The sequence below is a fragment of the Streptomyces triculaminicus genome (genome assembly GCF_017349075.1).
Lineage (GTDB): Bacteria > Actinomycetota > Actinomycetes > Streptomycetales > Streptomycetaceae > Streptomyces > Streptomyces triculaminicus.
In genome coordinates this window covers 1,116,867-1,133,449 of the sequence record NZ_JAFMOF010000002.1, presented here as the reverse complement: position 1 = coordinate 1,133,449, position 16,583 = coordinate 1,116,867, and the positions used below count along the sequence as shown (strand labels likewise).

Sequence of the window (16,583 nt, the reverse complement as noted above, 5' to 3'; positions counted from 1 at the left end):
GGCCCCGCGTGACGGACATACAGTCCGCGGGCCGGCTCGCCGACCTCGCCGAACTGGAACGCCGCTACGGCGGCACCTTCACGGGGGCCGACCGGGAGCAGGCCGAGGCCGCCCTGGACGACGCCTCGGCGATCGTGCGGGCATACGGGAACCCGTCCTGGGGCGCGGTCGTCGACGGCCAGCCCCGGCCGGTCCCGGCGGCGGTCAAGGCCATCGTCCTGGCGGTGGCCGAACGCCGCGTGCGCAACCCCGAAGGGTTCGTGAGCGAATCGGCCGGTGAGTACAGCTACCGCATGCCCGAGCAGGGCGCGGTGGGCGGCTCCCTGTCGAAGGGCGAGCAACTGTTGGTCGAGCGGCTGTCCGGCCGCAGCGCCATGCGCTCGCTGGAGACCGTCCGGGCCGTCCTCCTTACCGACCGGTGCGCCGGCTACCCGTACCCGGACCCGTTCGACCAGCGGGGGCTCGTGTGATCTTCGATCGCCGGGCCCCGGTCGAGCTGCGGGTGTACCCGCCGGCTGAGACCGACGACGGGTACGGCGGCTCCGCCCCGGGCCTGGGCCGGCCTGTGACCATCCGGGCCTTCGTGCAGCCCCTGGACGCCCTGGAAGGGGTGGCGACGGGCTGGGCGGCACCGGTGCGCTGGAAGGTGCTCACCGGGCCGTGCGAGGCGGTGCAGGCGTGGGCGCGGGTCGAGATGGACGGCGAGCTGTGGCACGTGGTGGACCCGCCGCGCGTGCACGGGGCCTCACGTCGTACTCGCTACCTGTCCGCCGTGATCGAAGGGGGCAGCGGTGGCGTACGTGAAGCCCAACATCCATAAGACCGTTGCCGGGATGCCCGGCGTCATGCAGGTTCTCAAGGCCCACGCCACGGTCGTGGCGGGCGAGATCAAGGCCGCGGCCGCGCCGCACCGCAAGACCGGCGCGTTCGAGCGCGGCATCAAGGTCCGCCGGCATCGCAAGGGCTACTCGGTCAACCTGGAGGACCGCAACAGCGCTTCGATCAACTATGGCCACTTCACCAAGGCCGGCGAGTGGGTCGAGGGCATCCACGCCATCGAGCACGTGGTGGGCGCGGGTAGCGGCCCCCGCAGCCGGAGGTGACCGTGTACGTCCTGCCCGACACCGAAGCGCTTGTCCTGGAGGCGCTGCGCGCCTACCTGCCCGCCGGCACGGCGGTGCGGGTGGCGATGCCGCAGCAGTGGGCCGGGCTCCTGCCGCTGGTCGTCGCCCGGCGGGTGGGCGGCAAGGCCCGAGACCCGCGTTTCATCGACTCCGGCATGTTCACCGTCGAAGCCCTCGCCGCCTCGCGGCCGGCCGCCTCGCTCCTCGCCCGGCAGGCCCGGGGTGCCCTGCTGGCCGCATGCCGGGACCAGCATCGGGGACCGGACGGCTACCTGAGCCGCTTCACTGAGGTCACCGGCCCGTTCATGACGGGCGACGCGCTGACCGCCGGCCACCCGGGGGCCTGCCGGTTCACGGCCACCTATCAGCTCAACGCCCGCCCCCTGACCGCCCGCCCGCCCGCCGCTGACGATGGCGCTCGCGGCGGACCGGGACGACGGCAGGTACTACCGCGCGCAGGTGGCTGGCGCAGCCGCCGGCCCCGCGCGCCTGGATTGGGGAGACGGTCACATGGCCGACATCACTATCGGATCCGACCCGGTCGTGGTCGAGCACGAGTACAAGACGCCCGGCGCGCACACGGTCACGGTCACCGACGCCGACGGCAACACCAAGACCGTCACGACCGCGCCCGTCCTGCCCGTGGAAATCTCCTGGGCCATGGACGCCGGCTCGAACTTCGAAGGCGTGCTGTCGGCCACCGGCGTCAAGCCTGGCGTGACGGTGGACTGGGGCGACGGCTCCCCGCCGGCCACCCCCGCCGTCTCGGCCGGCAAGCTCACCGAGCGGCACGCCTTCACCGCCGACGGCGAGAAGACCATCACGGTCACCGTTCCGTCCTGGAAGGACGCCGGCTTCGAGGGCCACACCGCCACCGCCACGGTAACCGTGCGGCTCCCGCGCGACCTGGACGTCCAGCTCGGCTACTTCGAGGACGACCCGCGCAAGGTGTCCGCCACCATCCGCAACGCCGTCGCGGGCAAGGGCCAAATCACCTGGGGCGATTGATGGCGGCGGAGATCGTGGACATTCCCGGAACCGAGTCCGCGGTGACCTGCCACCACACCTACCCCGGCACCGCCACCCGCTTCGACGGCTCCTTCGAGGACCGGGCCGGGCGGCGCTTCGCCTTCACCGTGACCCTGCCCGCCCCCGCCCCGGAGGCCCCCAAGGACGTGCAGGTCTGGCGGGACGGCGGCGCACCTAACGAGGTACACGTGATGTGGCTGCCGGTCGAAGGCGCGGAGGACTACACCATCCGCATCTTCAAGAACGGCACGCTCCTGCGGACCGTCACCGCCCCCGGCAGACCCCCGAATGAGAACGGCTACCGGCAGGTCCACGTGGCCCCCGAGCCGTACCCGGTGGTCGGTCAGATCTACGAATACGACGTGTCCGTCAAGGGCACGGACGCTTGGTCGACACGAGTCGCCCACCAGTGGGCTGGTTCTTAAGCCTCTGCACATGAACGATCACTGACGGCCCGCACGGGATTCCCGGGCGGGCCGTCGGCATGCTTGAAAGGCGGCCCTTGGCCGAGAAGATCGAACCCGTCATCAACCCCTCACAGGGGTACGTGTACGTGGCGGAAGTCGGCACACCGATGCCGGCGCTTCCCATCCTTCCGAAGGACCCGAACGCCACCATGCCGCAGGTCGGCGGTGTGAAGTCCACGGCCTGGCGGGATGTGGGCAACACGTCGTTGGAGAACGGCATCGAGATGTCGGTGGACGGCGACGACGCCGAGACCCTGGGGTCCTGGCAGAACCCGAACCTGAAGCAGACCAACCCCAAGAAGACGTACGCGCTCACGGTGAATCTTGAGGACTTCACCGTCGAGACGTACAAGCTCTACTACGGGGCGGGGGACGAGGCGGTCATCACCGACCCCGTCACCTCCAAGCCGGTCGGCTTCAACATCCCGCTGAATCCCACGGCCACGGAAAAGGCGCTTCTGATCGTCGGTACGGACGGGGACAACGCCGTCGCCTGGCACTACCCCAAGGTGGCCATCATCGGCGGCGACTCCATCACCCTGGACCCGGCCGCCCTGTCCGAGGTGCCCGTGAAGGCCACCATCCTCGGCTACGGCGGCTCCACCGGCACCGTGACCGAGCGCTATCCGCTCTGACCTTCCCGCGTTCCGCCGGCGTCGTCGCCGGTAGCCGCAGCGGTGGAATCCGCCCTCGCGGCCCGTTGAGAAAGACCTCTGCTTGACCACCCTGAACTTCGCTGATCTCAAGGCCGAGGCCGAGAGCAAGGCATCCGCCGGCCTGACCTTCATCGGCCCCGCTGGCGAAACGATCCACCTGCGTCCGCTGGCCACCGTGCCGGGCGGTGACCTCAAGGCCGTGCTGGCGCACATCGACGCCCTCGGCTCCGACAAGGTCTCGGACGTTACCAAGATCCACGCCATGGACGCGGCCCTGGTCGCGGTCGCGACCGACAAGAAGGCCATGGCGGCGGCTCTGGACGAGCTGCCGCTGGACGGCCGTTCGCGGATCTTCGAGGCGTGGATGGAGGCTGCGGAGGTCCCGGAAGCCTGAGTCTCGTCAGGCTGCTGGACGAGCACGGGGCCGCCATCTACGCGGACTTGCACCGGTTCTACTCGGTAGATCTGCTGGCGTACTTCCGGGGCGAGATGTCGGCCCGCGCCGTTCTGGCGCTTGTCGAGAACCTTCCCGACGACGCGGCCGTCATGGCCGCTCTCCTCGGCGGCCGGCAGGCCGTCGGCTGGGACGTCCACGCGCACATCCTCGCGGACCTGGTGGACGCGGTGCAGTGGAACACCTACGTGGCGCTCACGCAGCGCGCGAAGCGGCTCGGGGCCCTGGAGAAACCGACGCCCTACCCGCGCCCCGGCAAGGCGGCCGGCACCACCGAGCGGGCCTCGAACCCCTTTGCCTCCGCGTTGGCCGGCGACCGGCCGCGCACCCCGCACCTCGCGCCCGTCCGCGCGTCGGTCGCCATCCCGGCCGTGGTCGCCGAGCGCTCGAAGGAGCAGCCGGAGGCGCCCCCCTTCATCGTCAACTAGCAAGGAGCACCATTTGGCAGGTGGGGGGCCGGGCGGGCCCGAAGGCGGCCGTGTCCATATCAAGGTCCTCCCGGACACCAGCAACTTCCACCAGTCGCTCCAGCGGTATCTCGACCGCATCGAGCGGCAGGCGCGAGTGCGTGTCCATGTGGACGTCGACGACGCCACGGCACGGGGCCGGCTGGACGCCCTGGCCCGCCGCGCGCGTCGCATCACCCCGACCATCCGCCCGGACGTGGACGCCGGGCGCGCCGAGGCACGCCTGTTGGCGCTCACCCGTCGGCGCGATGTGCGCATTCAGGCACGGGTGGACCGGGGCTTCCTCGGCAACGTCGGCCGCGCGGTCGACGGCGCCCGGCAGCTCCTCTCCGGCACTGGAGAGATGATCGCGGCCGGCTTCGGCACCGCGTTCACCTCCGTACGGGCCGGCTTCTCCGATCTGCTGGCCGGCGGCCGTCAGACCTTCAGCGGCATCGCCGGCGCGGCCGGTGCCGCGAGCAGCGCGATCGGCAGCGGCGTGCAGGTGGCCGTGATGGCCACGGTCGCCTCGCTGATGACCCTCGCGGTCGTCGCGGGTGCCGGCCTGGTCGCCGTCGCCGCCCTGGCAGCGGTCCCGCTGCTGCCGATGGCCGCCGGCATCGCTGCTCTGGCGCTGGGGACCGACAAGCTCAAGTCGTCGTTCTCCGCCGTCGCCAAGGAGGCGAAGTCCGTTTTCGCGGACGCCGCCTCGGTGATGGAGCGGCCGGTCAAGGCCGCCCTGGACCACATCCGCGGGTGGCTCGGCTCCTCCCGGGGGATGTTCCGGTCCTTCTTCGAGGCCGGCACCCAGTACGTCGATCCCCTCGTCCGCAGCCTGACCGGCTTCGCGGACAAGCTCCTGCCGCGCCTGACGAAGGCGCTCAACGAGTCGGGCATGCAGGACTTTGTCGAGCACGTCTCGACGGGGTTCGCCGAACTCGGCCGGATCGTCGGGGACTTCTTCGACAAGCTCGCGCAGAACGCGCCGACCCTGTCCAAGGTCTTCGACGCCTTCATCAACTTCCTGTCGGTCGTCACCAGCGCCTTCGCCGATCTGCTGGTCTCCCTGGCCGACTTCGCGCCGCAGGCGCTGAACACCCTGGCCGAGGCCCTGCGCGGGGTGATGCGGGCGCTGACGGACAACCCGGAGGCCATGCAGCTCCTGGTCGACCTCGCATCGTGGATCTTGATGCAGTTCGTCTCCGGGCTCCAGGCCACCATGGGCGCCCTGAACCTCTTCGCCCAAGCCTGGGAGGCCATGCGCTCGGCCATCGCCACGGCGGTGGACTGGGTGCGCACGGAGGTGCCGGCGGCCTGGCAGTGGGTGCAGGACAAGACGGGCGCGGCGTGGCAGTGGTGCTCCGACAAGGTGAGCTCCGCCTGGCAGTGGATCACCAACGCCACGTCGCAGGGCGCGCAGTGGGTACAGGACAAGGTCTCGTCCGCCTGGGACGCGTGCAGAAACGTCACGGCAAACATCTGGCAGGCCATCTCCGACGCGGTCTCCCGCGCAGTCGGCTGGGTGCGCGACGCCTGCGCCAAGCTCGGCGAGCTGCCGGGCAAGTTCGCCGACTGGTTCGGCCGGGCGAAGGACGGCGCGGTCTCGAAGCTCGGCGACCTGGTGAGCTGGTGCCGGGGCCTGAAGGACAAGGTCCTCGGCGCGATCGGCGACGCCGGATCGTGGCTGGTCCAGAAGGGCAAGGACGTCGTCAACGGCTTCATCTCCGGCCTGAAGTCGGTGTCCGTCGGCGGCGTCATCTCCGGCATCAAGGACGCGGTCATGTCGCCGTTCTCCAGCTTCATGTCCCTGGCCGCCATGCCCATGAGCTACGCGGCCCCCTCGCCGTTCATGGCCCTGCCCGTCCTGCCCGACTTCGGGCCGTCGCCCGTCGGGTACAGCGATCCGATCGCGGACGCTCTCCAGCCCCTCCAGCAGATCGTCTCCCGCTCCCTGGTCGGCGACTTCGGCCGCAAGGCCGGCCGCAGCGCGGACGACAACCGGGAGCGGCACCGGGGCGGCAAGACGGACCGGACCGAGAGGCCGATCACGATCAACGCCAGCACGAACGCGGACCCGCGCGAGATCGGCCGCGAGGTCGCATGGCAGCTGCGGATTGGACGGTAAACGATGAAGTCGGCGCGCATCCCGTTCACGGGCACGCCGTGGACGCTCGCGTACGGAGGCGTGCTCCTGGGCGGGGACTCCCCGCTCCTGCCGGTGAAGGTGGACGGGCTCGCCGCCATGCCGGACGTGAAGTCCCATGACCTCGAACTCGTCAACTACGACGGGCTGCTGCCCGGCCGCGACTACATGCGCGGCCGCGTCGTCAGCATCACGTTCCGGGTGATGGCCGACGACTCCGAACACCTCGATCTCCTCATGGGCGAGGTCGCCGCGGCCTTCACCCACTCCCGCAACGAGCAGCCGTTCTCCTTCTGCCTGCCCGGCGTCGCCCAAGGCGCCTGGGCCCAGGTCGCCGGCCGCGTCCGTAAACGGGAGACCAGCATCGACGAGACGTACGGACAGTTCCACCCCCTCGTCGACGTGCAGCTCGAATGCACCGAGCCATGGATTCGGGCCGTGCGCCCGATCCGCAAGGAACTGGCCCCCTCCACCGACTTCAAACGCGGCGGCTACCGCTTCGGCCGGCACCGGGCGCTGCGCATGCCGCTGCGTATCCCGCGTGACGGCGGCTGGGGCCCGCCCCGCACCGCGCTGCTCACCAACGGGTCGATGGACACCGCCGCGCTGCGAGCGGAGATCCGCGGGCCCGTTGAAGGGCCGGTCCTGGTGTTCAAGGAGGCCAGCCAGGTCGTGGGGCGCATGGGCGTCGAGCGGTGGCCGGACGGCACACCGTTCCGGCTGACCGCCGGTGAGCGCCTGGTGCTCGACGTCCCCGTGACCGGCCCCCCGGCGCTCACGCACTACGCGGACGGCGCGAGCGCGGGAACGACCGTCGCGCCGACCCTCACCCAGTGGGCGCGGGCGGAGGCCGGCCGGACGGTGGAGGTCTCCATCGAGCAGAGCAAGACGAGTTACGACGGGTCCGCCAGCGGCTTCGTCGAGTGGCAGCCCGGGAGGTTCGTGTGATCACAGTCGCGTTTCAGGAAGAGGCCGACTACCCGGCGCAGACCTTCCGCAGGATGTTCGGCTCCATGCAGGACTTCGTGGCCGGCTTCGACAGCCGCGAGAGCTTTGAGCCGTCCCTGTCCGCCCTCCACGGCCCCGGCTACGTCGCACTCGCCCCGGGCAGGGCGTGGGTCAAGGACGGCGACGAGGCCGGCGGCGTGTACTGGGTGGAGTCCGACACCGCCCTGCAAGTCCCGGTGCCGGCGTCCGTACAGTCCGGCTACGTCGTGCTGTACGTCGAGGACATCGCCCACGGCGACTGGCGCAACGCCCTGGTGCCCCAGGTGGTGCCCGACGACGTCCCGCCGGCCACGGACGAGGGCCGGCGGCTGGTCGTCGCGAAGTTCGCACGCTACCCGGACGGCACCCTCAACCTGCCCCCGGACTACGACCAGCGGTACGCCTACGGGTGGGGGCAGTACCTCGTCACCCGCACCGGCCCTGCGCGCGGCGAGGACCCCGCGCCGGCCGAGCTGGCCCGCTTCCGCCTCGGCACCCAGTACACCAACTTCTCCACCGGCAACCGCTTCGTGCGCACCGAGGAGGGTTGGCACCGCGACGGCAACAAGTTCTACGCCGCCACGGTGGACCCGGCGAAGGCCGAGGGCCTGAACGGGGACCAGTGGATCAACACCGCGACCATGGGCCTGTTCAACAAGGCCGGCGGCGACTGGGCGTTCCTCGGCAGCCTCAAGGGCGCCAAGGGCGAGACAGGCACCGTCGAGGCCAACACCGGCGCGACGGTCGGCGGCGACCTGGTCGTGAAGCAGAACATCACCACCGAGCGGTTCAAGGTCACCCCGGCCGGCGTCGTCACCCTCGGCCCCTGCGCGGCCGCCCCGGACCGTCCGCAGGACGGCGCAGTCCTGTACGCGAAAGACGGGGCCCTGTGGGTCGCCGAGTCCGGGAGCACCGGCAAGCCGTTCAAGGTCGGCTCCGCCGATCTCGTCATGGCCGGCGAAGGCCCGCCCCCCGGCTTCACCGCCGCGCCGGCCACCATCGGGGGCGGCGGTAATGGCTGACCCGATCACCCCTGGCACCACCTACGTCGACACTCGAGCGGGCACCGTCTACACCGCCCTGGACGACGGAACATGGCAGCCGGCGGAGCGCCGCCCGTTGAGTGTGCAGGCCCGCGTCGACAACGACCGCTACGCCTTCCGGATGGGGTACGCCGGCAACGCCTCCCCGGAGGTCGAGCTGGGTTCGCTCCTCGTCCCGCCCGCGCCGTACGCGCGGATCGTGTCGGTGGACGCTGCCATCGCCTGGCACTCCGACGGAGCCGGGAAGACCACGCGGGTCAACAGCACCACCACGACGATCACGCGGGACGTCCGCCTCGCCGACGGCCGGACCCTGACCGGCCGGGTCGGCGAAGCCACCCGCGAACCGTGCTGGCCGGACGGCGGCGGAGCGGACGTCTCCACCTACGACCGGCTACCGGCCGGCGCGTCGGCGACCTACCGCCTGATCGGGCATTGCAACGGCATCGAACCCCGCAGCACCGGCGTGTGCACCGTGAAGGTCGAGGACACCGAACCGGGCACCTTCCTGCGCGCCACCGCCTACCCCGATCAAGGGAGCACGACATAGCAACCCTCGGAACCCGGTACACCGACACCCGCACCGGCGACCGCTATTGGGCCGACTGTACGGGCACCTGGCGGCGCGCCGGCCAGGGCATGACCTACACCGAAGCGTTCCCGGCTGCCGTCACGTTTACCGGGGCCGACGAGGGCCGGTGGACGCCGCTCACCTCCGTGACGATCGCCCCGGCCGCGTACGACCGGGTGGCGGTCATCAAGGCCATGGCCTGGGCTGCGTTCTCCGGCGACACCCCCGAGTCGGTCTCGCTGCGCGTGCGCGAGGGCAGCGCCAACGAGCTGGCCGTGATGTTCCGCGCCCCGGCCTGGGCCAGTGCCGGCGGGACCGACACCGTCACCATGCACCCCGTCCCGGCCGGCACCACCGTCACGTACGCGATGGACTTCACCTTCCGTTCCGAGGCCGGCCAGGACACCGCCGGCATGCGCTTGAAGATCAGCCCCGACCGGCCGCACGACACCTACCTGCGCGTCGCCCTCCACCCGAGGGAGAACCGATGACCGTCCCGGGGACCCTCTACATGGACACCGCGACCGGCACCGAGTACGCCCGGACCACGGCTGGCACCTGGGTGCCGGCCGGCACGCCGGGAGCACAGTTCCGCAGCGACTACGCTGAGCCCGGCCTGACCGTCACCGGCCACCTGCGCTGGACCCTCTTCGGCGAGGTCCGGTTCGAGCCCACGCCGTACGCCCGCCAGGTCGAACTCACCGCTTCGTGGTGGGGCGACTTCCCCGACCAGCCCCCGGCCTCGGCGGACGTCGAGATCCGAGTCCAGCTCGGCGCGGCGGCGGAGACCAAGCTGGCCACCGTCTTCCGCGCCCCCTCCCGCCCTCAGCGCTCCCCGAAGGGCTGCGGGGCGGACGTCGCCACGCAGTTCGAGGCCCCCGCCGGCGTGCCCGTCGTCGTCCGCGCGCTGGCCGGCCTGCACGCCGGCGACAAGACCCGCGCCACCCTGCGCACCGGCTACCAGGTCACCTACCTGCACGCCGTCGCCTATCCCAAACGATGAGGTAACCCGCCACCGACCACGTCACACACGACAGCTGGCTTCTGCCGGCACCTCGGGCTCACCGCTGTCCGGGATGCGACGGAGGCCAGATCGGGTCGTCCGGCGCGGGGCGGCCCGACAGGCGAGGGAGTGAGTCCCCTGCAATGGACAGCCGACGACGCGCGGTGAGAATGAGGTCGGCCCGGGCAGCGGTGACCCGCGCTTGCAGGTCTAGCCAGTTCTCCTCGGGCGTCAGGCCCCGTCGGACCATGATGTGCAGACGCCACAACTGCTCGTCGAGAGCATGCGCGGCCTCCACGATCTCACGGTCGGCTACGACGTTGACCAAGCTGAGCGCCTCGTTCCAGGGATCCCAGTCAACCGTGGTAGGCACTACCGTCCCTTGCGGATCAGATTCAGGACGGCTGGCCTCCATAGCACTCAGGCTGGCCAGTGCGGTGGAGGATTCCTGAAGCATGCGTATGCACGCTGCCACTTGCTGATCGCGATTCCAACTGCGATCTTGGGCCCGCTTGCTGACCGCGCTGCCTGTGAAGACTCCGATGAGTGTGGTCAAGACCGCTGCGGCAGGTGGGGCTACCACGCTCCATATGGCTGTCACCGACCCAGTGTGTGAGTGCTGGGACGCCTCTCACAAACTCACGGGCGCTGTGACTGGTCACCTCCGGCCGTGTGGCGTACGGGCGGGCGCCGTCAGTTTACGTAGACGGTCACGTACCGAGGTAGCTTCTTGAACGCATGAACGACTTAAGCGGTCGGGACCTCGGCACACAAGCCAACGGTCACAACAAAAATGCAACCCACCAGCTTGGCCGGCCCCGGCAACCCTCCTTCCGACTGGCCACCCGCACGAAAGGGGGCCGCCCTGGCGGTCACCGAATCGGGCTACGAAGCCCGGTTGTACGAATTCATCCCCGACGGAGACCCCGCGCTCGACTTCACTCGGGGAACCGGCAGTACAGGGTGGCACCCCGACAGCTTCCGCCAGAAGGGCTGGCGCGCCGTCTACCGGGCCTCGCCCCGCTTCGTGAACGTCGGTTGGCGGCGCACCATGGACAAGCCGTCCGAGGCCACCGTGACCATCCCGCTGGCTGCACTGGACGACGCCCGCCTGCGGTACCCGGCGATCCAGCCGTTCCGTACCGTCCTGGGCATCGTCCGCGACGGCTACATGGTCTGGGGCGGCATCGTCTGGAACCTGCGCGTGGACCTAGAGGAGCGGACGCTGGAGCTGGCCGCGCGCGACTTCCTGTCGTACTACGAGACCAACCACGCCTACGGCGGATGGTCCACCAAGGCCGGCGGTGACTTCCAGTCCGACATCCTCAAGCGCATGGCCCTGCGCGCCGAGTGGGGCATCCAGACCAGCACCGCGGCCATCACCGCGATGCCCCGCAAGCGGGAGCTGTCGTTTCTGGAGAACGAGTTCAAGCCCTCGCTGGACGTGATGCAGGACCTCGCCGACAACATCGGCGGCTTCTTCTTCCGCAGCGCGGCATGGCGGGCCCACGAGGGCACCGAGCTGCGCCACGACATCCGCAACACCGTCGACCGCACGCCACGCACTGCCACCGACCCGGCTGGCGTACCGTTGCCGGACCTGGTCGACGGCACCACGTGCGAAGTGCAGGAACTGTTCCTCAACGGCGAGAACATCGCGACGACCGCGTACACCATCGGCGCGAGCGGCAGCGACAAGACCGCCGGCGTCTGGTCCCGCCGCGACAACCCACAGCTGCGCCGGCTCTTCCCGCAGCGCGACGTCGTCAACGTCATGGGATCGATCAAGCACCAGAGCACCCTCGATCTCCACGGGGACACCGCCCTGCACTTCGGGGCCACGGGCATCGTCACCCCGCGCCTGGTGACCTACCCCGACGTCTACGCCCCCCACTACTTCGACCCGAACATGGGCCAGAAACTCCGTCTCGTCTCAGCCAACGAATTCATGCGCATCGACAGCTCGTACGTGCTCACCGAAGTGCGCGTCGCGGTCAACGCGGACGGCTCGGACCGGTGCGAGCTGTCCCTGTGCCAAGAGGAACTGTTTGATGCGGAGAGCTTCACTAGTCCGTGAGCCGAGCCTGGTCGACCAGCTCGCCGACCTCGAACGTCGGCTGCGCGACCTGGAACGCACACCTCCGCGCGGCGGGCGCACCGACCGGTTCCAGTCGGTGGCCGTCTACCCCGGCTCCGCCCACCGCTTCCAGGGCCCCGGCTGGGTGGATCTTGCCGAAGTGCCGATCTCCGGCATGAACAAGCCCATCCTGCGGGTGGAAGCGCGCCTGTTCTCCGCCCAGGACTGGCAAGTCGAACTGAAGACGAACACCGGCAAGACCACCCACAACACCGGCGGATACCCCTGCGCCGTCGTCCGCCCCGGGGACATGCAGTCCTACGACGTCCCCGGCATGGGCACGATCAAATACCGCACACTGCGGTGGTTCTGGCGCTGGCCCGGACGTACCGGCTGGTCCGAGGGCGACAGCGCGGACCGCTTCTTCCTGCGCGGCAACACCCCCGCGACTGACAGCTCCTCGGCCTCGTTCTGGGTGCCTACCGTGACAGCTCTCGGCGAGGACGACCTGAGTGACGAGGAGCTCGCGAAGGTCGACAGGGCGCCCACTTTCGTTTAGCCCACCAATTTCCGGATTACTGTTTCCGGTATTCCGGAAATCCATGCTGACCTTATACATAAGGTGGAGCCGTATACATAAGGTCGCCATTTGCGCACAGTGGAACGGTCGCGCTATGTTCTTGCCATGGAGATGACAACTGCCCTACCGGGCACGGAGTTTCTGGCGGCGGTCACCGCAGTGCTACTAACGGCGGTCATGCATCCGGACCCCCGGATTAGAGAGCGTGCGTTGCTGGCACTCAAGGCGTTATTTGGAGGCAGGGTCAGGTAATTTTTGGCTGCCAGGGCTCCGTTGTGAATTACGCGGGCCCTGGCCGAGTCATCGTCATCTCGAAAGGAGGAGCCCGCACTGGGTTCCCGTAACGCCTTCCTCGCCGAAGCGAGGAAGTGGGCCGACCAGAAGTACAAGGAAGGCCGCAACAACGACACCGCCTTCGGCCGCTGGTACCCGATGAACTGGCAGCCCTGGTGCGACATGTTCGTCTCGTACTGCGCCGAGCGGACCGGCAACGCGGCGGCGGTCGGGAAGTTCGCCTACTGCCCCTCGCACGTCGAGTTCTTCAAGAGCCGCGGCCAGTGGTACGGGTCGCAGGCGCAGGCCAGGGCCGGCGACGTGGTGTTCTTCCACAACGGCGACGGCGTCGCCTACCACGTCGGCATCGCCCTGGCCGACGCCGAACCCGGGACGAGCGTGAAGACGGTTGAGGGCAATACCTCCAGCGGCACGGCCGGCTCGCAGAACAACGGCGACGGCGTGTACTACCGCACCCGCCCCCGGTCGATGATCCTCGGCTTCGGCCGCCCCGCCTTCGCCACCCTCGCCGGTGATACTCCCGCCCCGGCCAGCCCGGGACGGTGGACCATCAAACGAGGGCAGACACTGAGCGCGATTGCCGCCCTGTGCGGCACCACCGTATCGGCTCTCCTCTCTCTGAACCCCGGCATCGACCACCCTGACCGGATCACCGAAGGCCAGGAGCTGACCGTCCCGGCCACCGCCAAGCCCGCTCCGGCCAAGCCCTCCTCACCGGCACCCGACACGCCCCGGCGGGACCAGGACGAGCCGTCGGTCGGCCGAGTCAGCATCAGCGGCCACGAGTACGGCCCCGGCGCGTATGGACCACACATCACGGCCCTGGGCAAGGCCCTGGTGGACAAGGGTTTCGGCCGCCACTACGCCGAAGGTCCCGGCCCCCGATGGTCGCAGGCCGACCAGCGCAACTACGCCGACTTCCAGCGCTCCCTCGGCTTCACCGGCGTGGACGCCGACGGCATCCCCGGACCCGTCTCCCTGCGCAAGCTCCTGGCCCCTGCCCCCACGAAGCCGACGCAGCCGCAGGAGCCGGCCCTGGCCAAGCCGGCACAGCCGAAGCCCGCCAAGCCGGCCGATCCGCCGGAGAAGGCCAAGCCCGCGCCGGCCGATCCCCTGGGCGAGGGGCTGTGGACCATGGAGAAGAACGCGGACGGCTCGATCACCTTCCGCCCGGTCAAGCCGACCTCGAAGAAGGACGCCGTGCGCGCCGAGCTGGCGCGCACCGTGCCCGAGCTGGTGACGGCGGCATGAACGAACGCGACTCCCTCGGCGTCAGCATCTCCGCCCGCGAGATCTACGACCAGATCGTGGGCCTGCGCGATGACGTCCGAGGGCTGACCCAGACCCAGACCACCACGGCCGCGGAACTCGCCGACCACGAGACCCGGCTACGCGCCATCGAACGGTGGCGCTACGCCGCACCCCTGGCCGGGGTCTCCGCCCTCGGCGCGATCGTCGCCGAGGCCATCCGCGTCACCGGAAAGGCATGATCATCAGAGACGACATCCGAGACAACCCCGTGATGGTGCGCGCCATCGTCGTGGCCGCTCTCTCCCTGCTGGGAGCGTGGGTTCCCGCACTCGCCGGCATCGAGCACACCGAACCCATGGTCGGTGCCGTCGTGGCCGCCGTGACGCTGTTCCTCGGCCACGGCGCGCGAGCCCGCGTCACCCCCAACCATCGCGCGGTGCTCCGCGAGGAAGTCGAGGCCATCCCTGGGCAGGCAATCGGATCGAGGGAAGCTGCGGTCACATATTCATCTTCATCGCAGAAGTAAGCCCTGTGCCGCCAATGGAGCGTCGATAGGTGGGCTGCGTTCACCACGATTGGCGTAATGCTGCACCTTCCCCAAGGGTGCATGGATACTGGCCGAGTGGTCGATTGGCGCAGAGAAAACGGAGGGTTGGCAAATTGTGCAGCGATCTGCACGATTGCCGTTGCTCTATTGACGTTCCTAACTCTGCGTTCCTGTGATGAGCCGCCCCCGCCACCACCAACGCCAACGCCAACGCCAACGCCAACGCCAACGCCAACGCCAACGCATTCTCCTTCGGCGAGCGAAAGCGTCAACAGCAGCCCTAAACCCAGTTCAGGGGTAGACGGCACGGAATCTGAAACGCAATATCTTTCCGACTTTACTCCGCTGTCTTCAAGCCATAATGCAGACGTGGGTTCGGTCGACCTCCGCGGTCGAACGTATCCTCAGAGTGTCTCGCTAAGAGTCGATAGAGATACCCTCCCTGCCAATGATGTTGAGTACAGCTTGGGGGGTAGCTGGAAGCGATTCGTCGCCACCATCGGGGTGAGCGATGACTCCCCAACGGGTGGATCGCTGACTTTTGAACTAAACGGCGATAATCGCATTCTGTATATGCAGCAGCTTTCTAAGGGTGACCCTCGGGAGCTACGTTTCGCGGTAGCCGGTATGCAGACTCTTAAATTGAAAGTTAAATTCACGAGGGGCGAATATTACGATAACTACTCTCATGGAGTTTGGGGAGATGCCCGCCTGGAAAAGTAGCGGTAGGGCAGCCCCAGTTCGACAGGCGTGCCGTTAGTGATCGGCTGAGCTGTACCCCTCCCGAACTCAACCCTCGCGTCAGCCGAGGGAAGGGTAAGGGTGCGAGGAATCGGGATCATCGGACGGGCACGCAGCGGCAAGGACACCGTGGCCGCACGACTCGTCGAAGCACACGGATTCCGGCGCATGGCCCTGGCCGACCCGCTCAAGGACATGGCCCTCGGCATAGACCCCGTAATTGCCCCCGCTGCGCGGGACGGCAGCGCCCTGCGTCTCGCCGAGGCGGTGCGCCTCTTCGGCTGGGAGACGGTCAAGGAGCGCTACCCCGAGGCCCGGCGCTTCCTGCAACGCCTCGGCACAGAAGGCGTACGTCACCACATCAACGCGGACCACTGGGTCGACGTGCTGCTCCGGGGCGCCGACACCGTGCACCGGGAGGGGGACGCTCGCCCCGTCGTCGTGCCGGACGTCCGCTTCGAGAACGAGGTGCACGCCTTGGCCGCGCACGGCTTCGCCCTGTGGTCCGTCGACCGGCCGGGGCTCCCGGACGTGGCGCATGAATCCGAGCGACTGCCCCTCCACCACGGGGAGCTGCTGATCAACAACAACAGAACACTTGCCGCGCTGCACCGTCAGGTGGACGCGGCCATGGAACAGACCAGGAAGAGCCGATGCGACACCTACTGATCAAGCTCCTGCGGGCCGTGCCCGCCGAGAACGTGCTGAACACCGTGGACGAGAGTCCGCGGGTGGCGGTCACGCCGCGCGAGCTGCGCGAGCAGTGGGCGGCGGACGCCCGAGTGCACGCTGAGGTGCCTGGCTACCGGGACGGCGTGCCGTCCATCAACCGGGCGCGCTGACCCCGCCCTCCTGGCCCCCATGGTCGGTCCTCAGGATCGGTTGCGGGGGCCTTCATGCGTTCCCCGAGGAATACGGTCTTGAAAACCGTAGTGGCGGCAACGTCACCGTGGGTTCGAATCCCACAGTCTCCGCCTTGTGAGAATTAGCGCAGGTCAGAAGGGGTGCCCCGGTTCGGGGCGCCCCTTTGGTGTTGGGGGTCTGTCTCACCTCGTACCGCCCGTTTCCCGGGGTTGACCAGGGCGTGTGGCCCATCTGTGGCCCAGGCGTTCGAGCCCTCGCGACTGACGGAGTGCTGTCTTCCGTCCGCGGGCTACGAGAAGCGCCGGC

At 69.1% G+C, this 16,583-nt stretch carries 23 protein-coding genes, 1 tRNA gene and 1 pseudogene; 24 read left to right on the top strand and 1 reads right to left on the bottom strand.

What is annotated here, in order from left to right:
• Positions 1-8 precede the first annotated feature (8 nt).
• The 15 genes and pseudogenes from J1792_RS15205 to J1792_RS15140 all read left to right on the top strand — a co-directional run bounded on the left by J1792_RS15205 (position 9) and on the right by J1792_RS15140 (position 9,923).
• On the top strand, positions 9-470 hold the full coding sequence (locus J1792_RS15205; protein WP_207247463.1) for a hypothetical protein: 462 nt from the start codon (positions 9-11) through the stop codon (positions 468-470).
• A complete protein-coding gene (locus J1792_RS15200; protein ID WP_207247462.1) occupies positions 467-820 on the top strand; it encodes a hypothetical protein in 354 nt (117 codons plus the stop codon). Before J1792_RS15205 ends, J1792_RS15200 begins: the two co-directional genes overlap by 4 nt.
• Positions 792-1,103 carry a DUF5403 family protein gene (locus J1792_RS15195; protein ID WP_207247461.1) on the top strand — a complete coding sequence of 104 codons (312 nt, stop codon included), beginning with the start codon at positions 792-794 and terminating at the stop codon, positions 1,101-1,103. Before J1792_RS15200 ends, J1792_RS15195 begins: the two co-directional genes overlap by 29 nt.
• A pseudogene (locus J1792_RS36095) lies at positions 1,100-1,510 on the top strand (phage tail termination protein); the annotation flags it as partial. The gene J1792_RS15195 and the pseudogene J1792_RS36095, both read left to right, overlap by 4 nt.
• A gap of 124 nt (positions 1,511-1,634) precedes the next feature.
• Complete coding sequence (locus tag J1792_RS15190; protein WP_207247460.1) at positions 1,635-2,132, top strand: hypothetical protein; 498 nt, start codon at positions 1,635-1,637, stop codon at positions 2,130-2,132.
• Positions 2,132-2,578, top strand: a complete 447-nt coding sequence (locus tag J1792_RS15185) for a hypothetical protein (RefSeq protein ID WP_207247459.1) — start codon at positions 2,132-2,134, stop codon at positions 2,576-2,578. The genes J1792_RS15190 and J1792_RS15185 overlap by 1 nt, the downstream gene beginning before the upstream one ends.
• 77 nt (positions 2,579-2,655) lie before the next feature.
• On the top strand, positions 2,656-3,255 hold the full coding sequence (locus J1792_RS15180) for a phage tail tube protein (RefSeq protein ID WP_207247458.1): 600 nt from the start codon (positions 2,656-2,658) through the stop codon (positions 3,253-3,255).
• A gap of 82 nt (positions 3,256-3,337) precedes the next feature.
• Entirely contained in the window at positions 3,338-3,670 is a 333-nt protein-coding gene (locus J1792_RS15175; RefSeq protein WP_126912863.1) for a hypothetical protein, read from the top strand.
• Between the two features lie 47 nt (positions 3,671-3,717).
• Positions 3,718-4,158: a hypothetical protein gene (locus J1792_RS15170; protein WP_207247457.1), complete on the top strand. Its 441-nt coding sequence runs from the start codon at positions 3,718-3,720 to the stop codon at positions 4,156-4,158.
• A 13-nt stretch (positions 4,159-4,171) separates the two neighbouring features.
• Positions 4,172-6,301: a phage tail protein gene (locus J1792_RS15165; RefSeq protein ID WP_207247456.1), complete on the top strand. Its 2,130-nt coding sequence runs from the start codon at positions 4,172-4,174 to the stop codon at positions 6,299-6,301.
• A gap of 3 nt (positions 6,302-6,304) precedes the next feature.
• Entirely contained in the window at positions 6,305-7,267 is a 963-nt protein-coding gene (locus J1792_RS15160) for a hypothetical protein (protein ID WP_207247455.1), read from the top strand.
• The gene (locus J1792_RS15155; protein WP_207247454.1) at positions 7,264-8,328 is read left to right on the top strand and encodes a hypothetical protein; all 1,065 of its coding nucleotides are present in this window, start codon (positions 7,264-7,266) and stop codon (positions 8,326-8,328) included. The genes J1792_RS15160 and J1792_RS15155 overlap by 4 nt, the downstream gene beginning before the upstream one ends.
• A complete protein-coding gene (locus tag J1792_RS15150; RefSeq protein ID WP_207247453.1) occupies positions 8,321-8,899 on the top strand; it encodes a hypothetical protein in 579 nt (192 codons plus the stop codon). The genes J1792_RS15155 and J1792_RS15150 overlap by 8 nt, the downstream gene beginning before the upstream one ends.
• A gap of 89 nt (positions 8,900-8,988) precedes the next feature.
• Positions 8,989-9,411 carry a hypothetical protein gene (locus J1792_RS15145; RefSeq protein ID WP_207247452.1) on the top strand — a complete coding sequence of 141 codons (423 nt, stop codon included), beginning with the start codon at positions 8,989-8,991 and terminating at the stop codon, positions 9,409-9,411.
• A complete protein-coding gene (locus J1792_RS15140) occupies positions 9,408-9,923 on the top strand; it encodes a hypothetical protein (protein ID WP_207247451.1) in 516 nt (171 codons plus the stop codon). Before J1792_RS15145 ends, J1792_RS15140 begins: the two co-directional genes overlap by 4 nt.
• Positions 9,924-9,981: 58 nt before the next feature.
• Here the strand turns inward: J1792_RS15140 and J1792_RS15135 are convergent, their stop codons facing one another.
• Positions 9,982-10,380, bottom strand: coding sequence for a TolC family protein (locus J1792_RS15135; RefSeq protein ID WP_207247450.1), 399 nt, complete (start codon positions 10,378-10,380; stop codon positions 9,982-9,984).
• Between the two features lie 441 nt (positions 10,381-10,821).
• Here J1792_RS15135 and J1792_RS15130 point away from each other — a divergent pair, with 441 nt between their 5' ends.
• From J1792_RS15130 to J1792_RS15090, 9 genes are all read left to right on the top strand, one after another.
• Positions 10,822-12,000, top strand: a complete 1,179-nt coding sequence (locus tag J1792_RS15130) for a hypothetical protein (protein ID WP_207247449.1) — start codon at positions 10,822-10,824, stop codon at positions 11,998-12,000.
• Positions 11,975-12,559 carry a hypothetical protein gene (locus J1792_RS15125; protein ID WP_207247448.1) on the top strand — a complete coding sequence of 195 codons (585 nt, stop codon included), beginning with the start codon at positions 11,975-11,977 and terminating at the stop codon, positions 12,557-12,559. Before J1792_RS15130 ends, J1792_RS15125 begins: the two co-directional genes overlap by 26 nt.
• Before the next feature lie 453 nt (positions 12,560-13,012).
• Positions 13,013-14,125 (top strand): peptidoglycan-binding protein, encoded by a 1,113-nt coding sequence (locus tag J1792_RS34095; RefSeq protein ID WP_242645925.1) that lies wholly within the window; start codon positions 13,013-13,015, stop codon positions 14,123-14,125.
• A complete protein-coding gene (locus tag J1792_RS15115) occupies positions 14,122-14,364 on the top strand; it encodes a hypothetical protein (protein ID WP_207247447.1) in 243 nt (80 codons plus the stop codon). The genes J1792_RS34095 and J1792_RS15115 overlap by 4 nt, the downstream gene beginning before the upstream one ends.
• On the top strand, positions 14,361-14,651 hold the full coding sequence (locus J1792_RS15110; protein ID WP_207247446.1) for a hypothetical protein: 291 nt from the start codon (positions 14,361-14,363) through the stop codon (positions 14,649-14,651). Before J1792_RS15115 ends, J1792_RS15110 begins: the two co-directional genes overlap by 4 nt.
• A gap of 57 nt (positions 14,652-14,708) precedes the next feature.
• Entirely contained in the window at positions 14,709-15,395 is a 687-nt protein-coding gene (locus J1792_RS35790; protein ID WP_372446110.1) for an NPCBM/NEW2 domain-containing protein, read from the top strand.
• A gap of 99 nt (positions 15,396-15,494) precedes the next feature.
• Complete coding sequence (locus J1792_RS15100) at positions 15,495-16,082, top strand: deoxynucleotide monophosphate kinase family protein (RefSeq protein ID WP_207247444.1); 588 nt, start codon at positions 15,495-15,497, stop codon at positions 16,080-16,082.
• The gene (locus tag J1792_RS15095) at positions 16,067-16,255 is read left to right on the top strand and encodes a hypothetical protein (protein ID WP_207247443.1); all 189 of its coding nucleotides are present in this window, start codon (positions 16,067-16,069) and stop codon (positions 16,253-16,255) included. Before J1792_RS15100 ends, J1792_RS15095 begins: the two co-directional genes overlap by 16 nt.
• Before the next feature lie 45 nt (positions 16,256-16,300).
• Positions 16,301-16,387: transfer RNA gene (locus tag J1792_RS15090), tRNA-OTHER, on the top strand.
• The last annotated feature ends 196 nt before the right edge of the window (positions 16,388-16,583 follow it).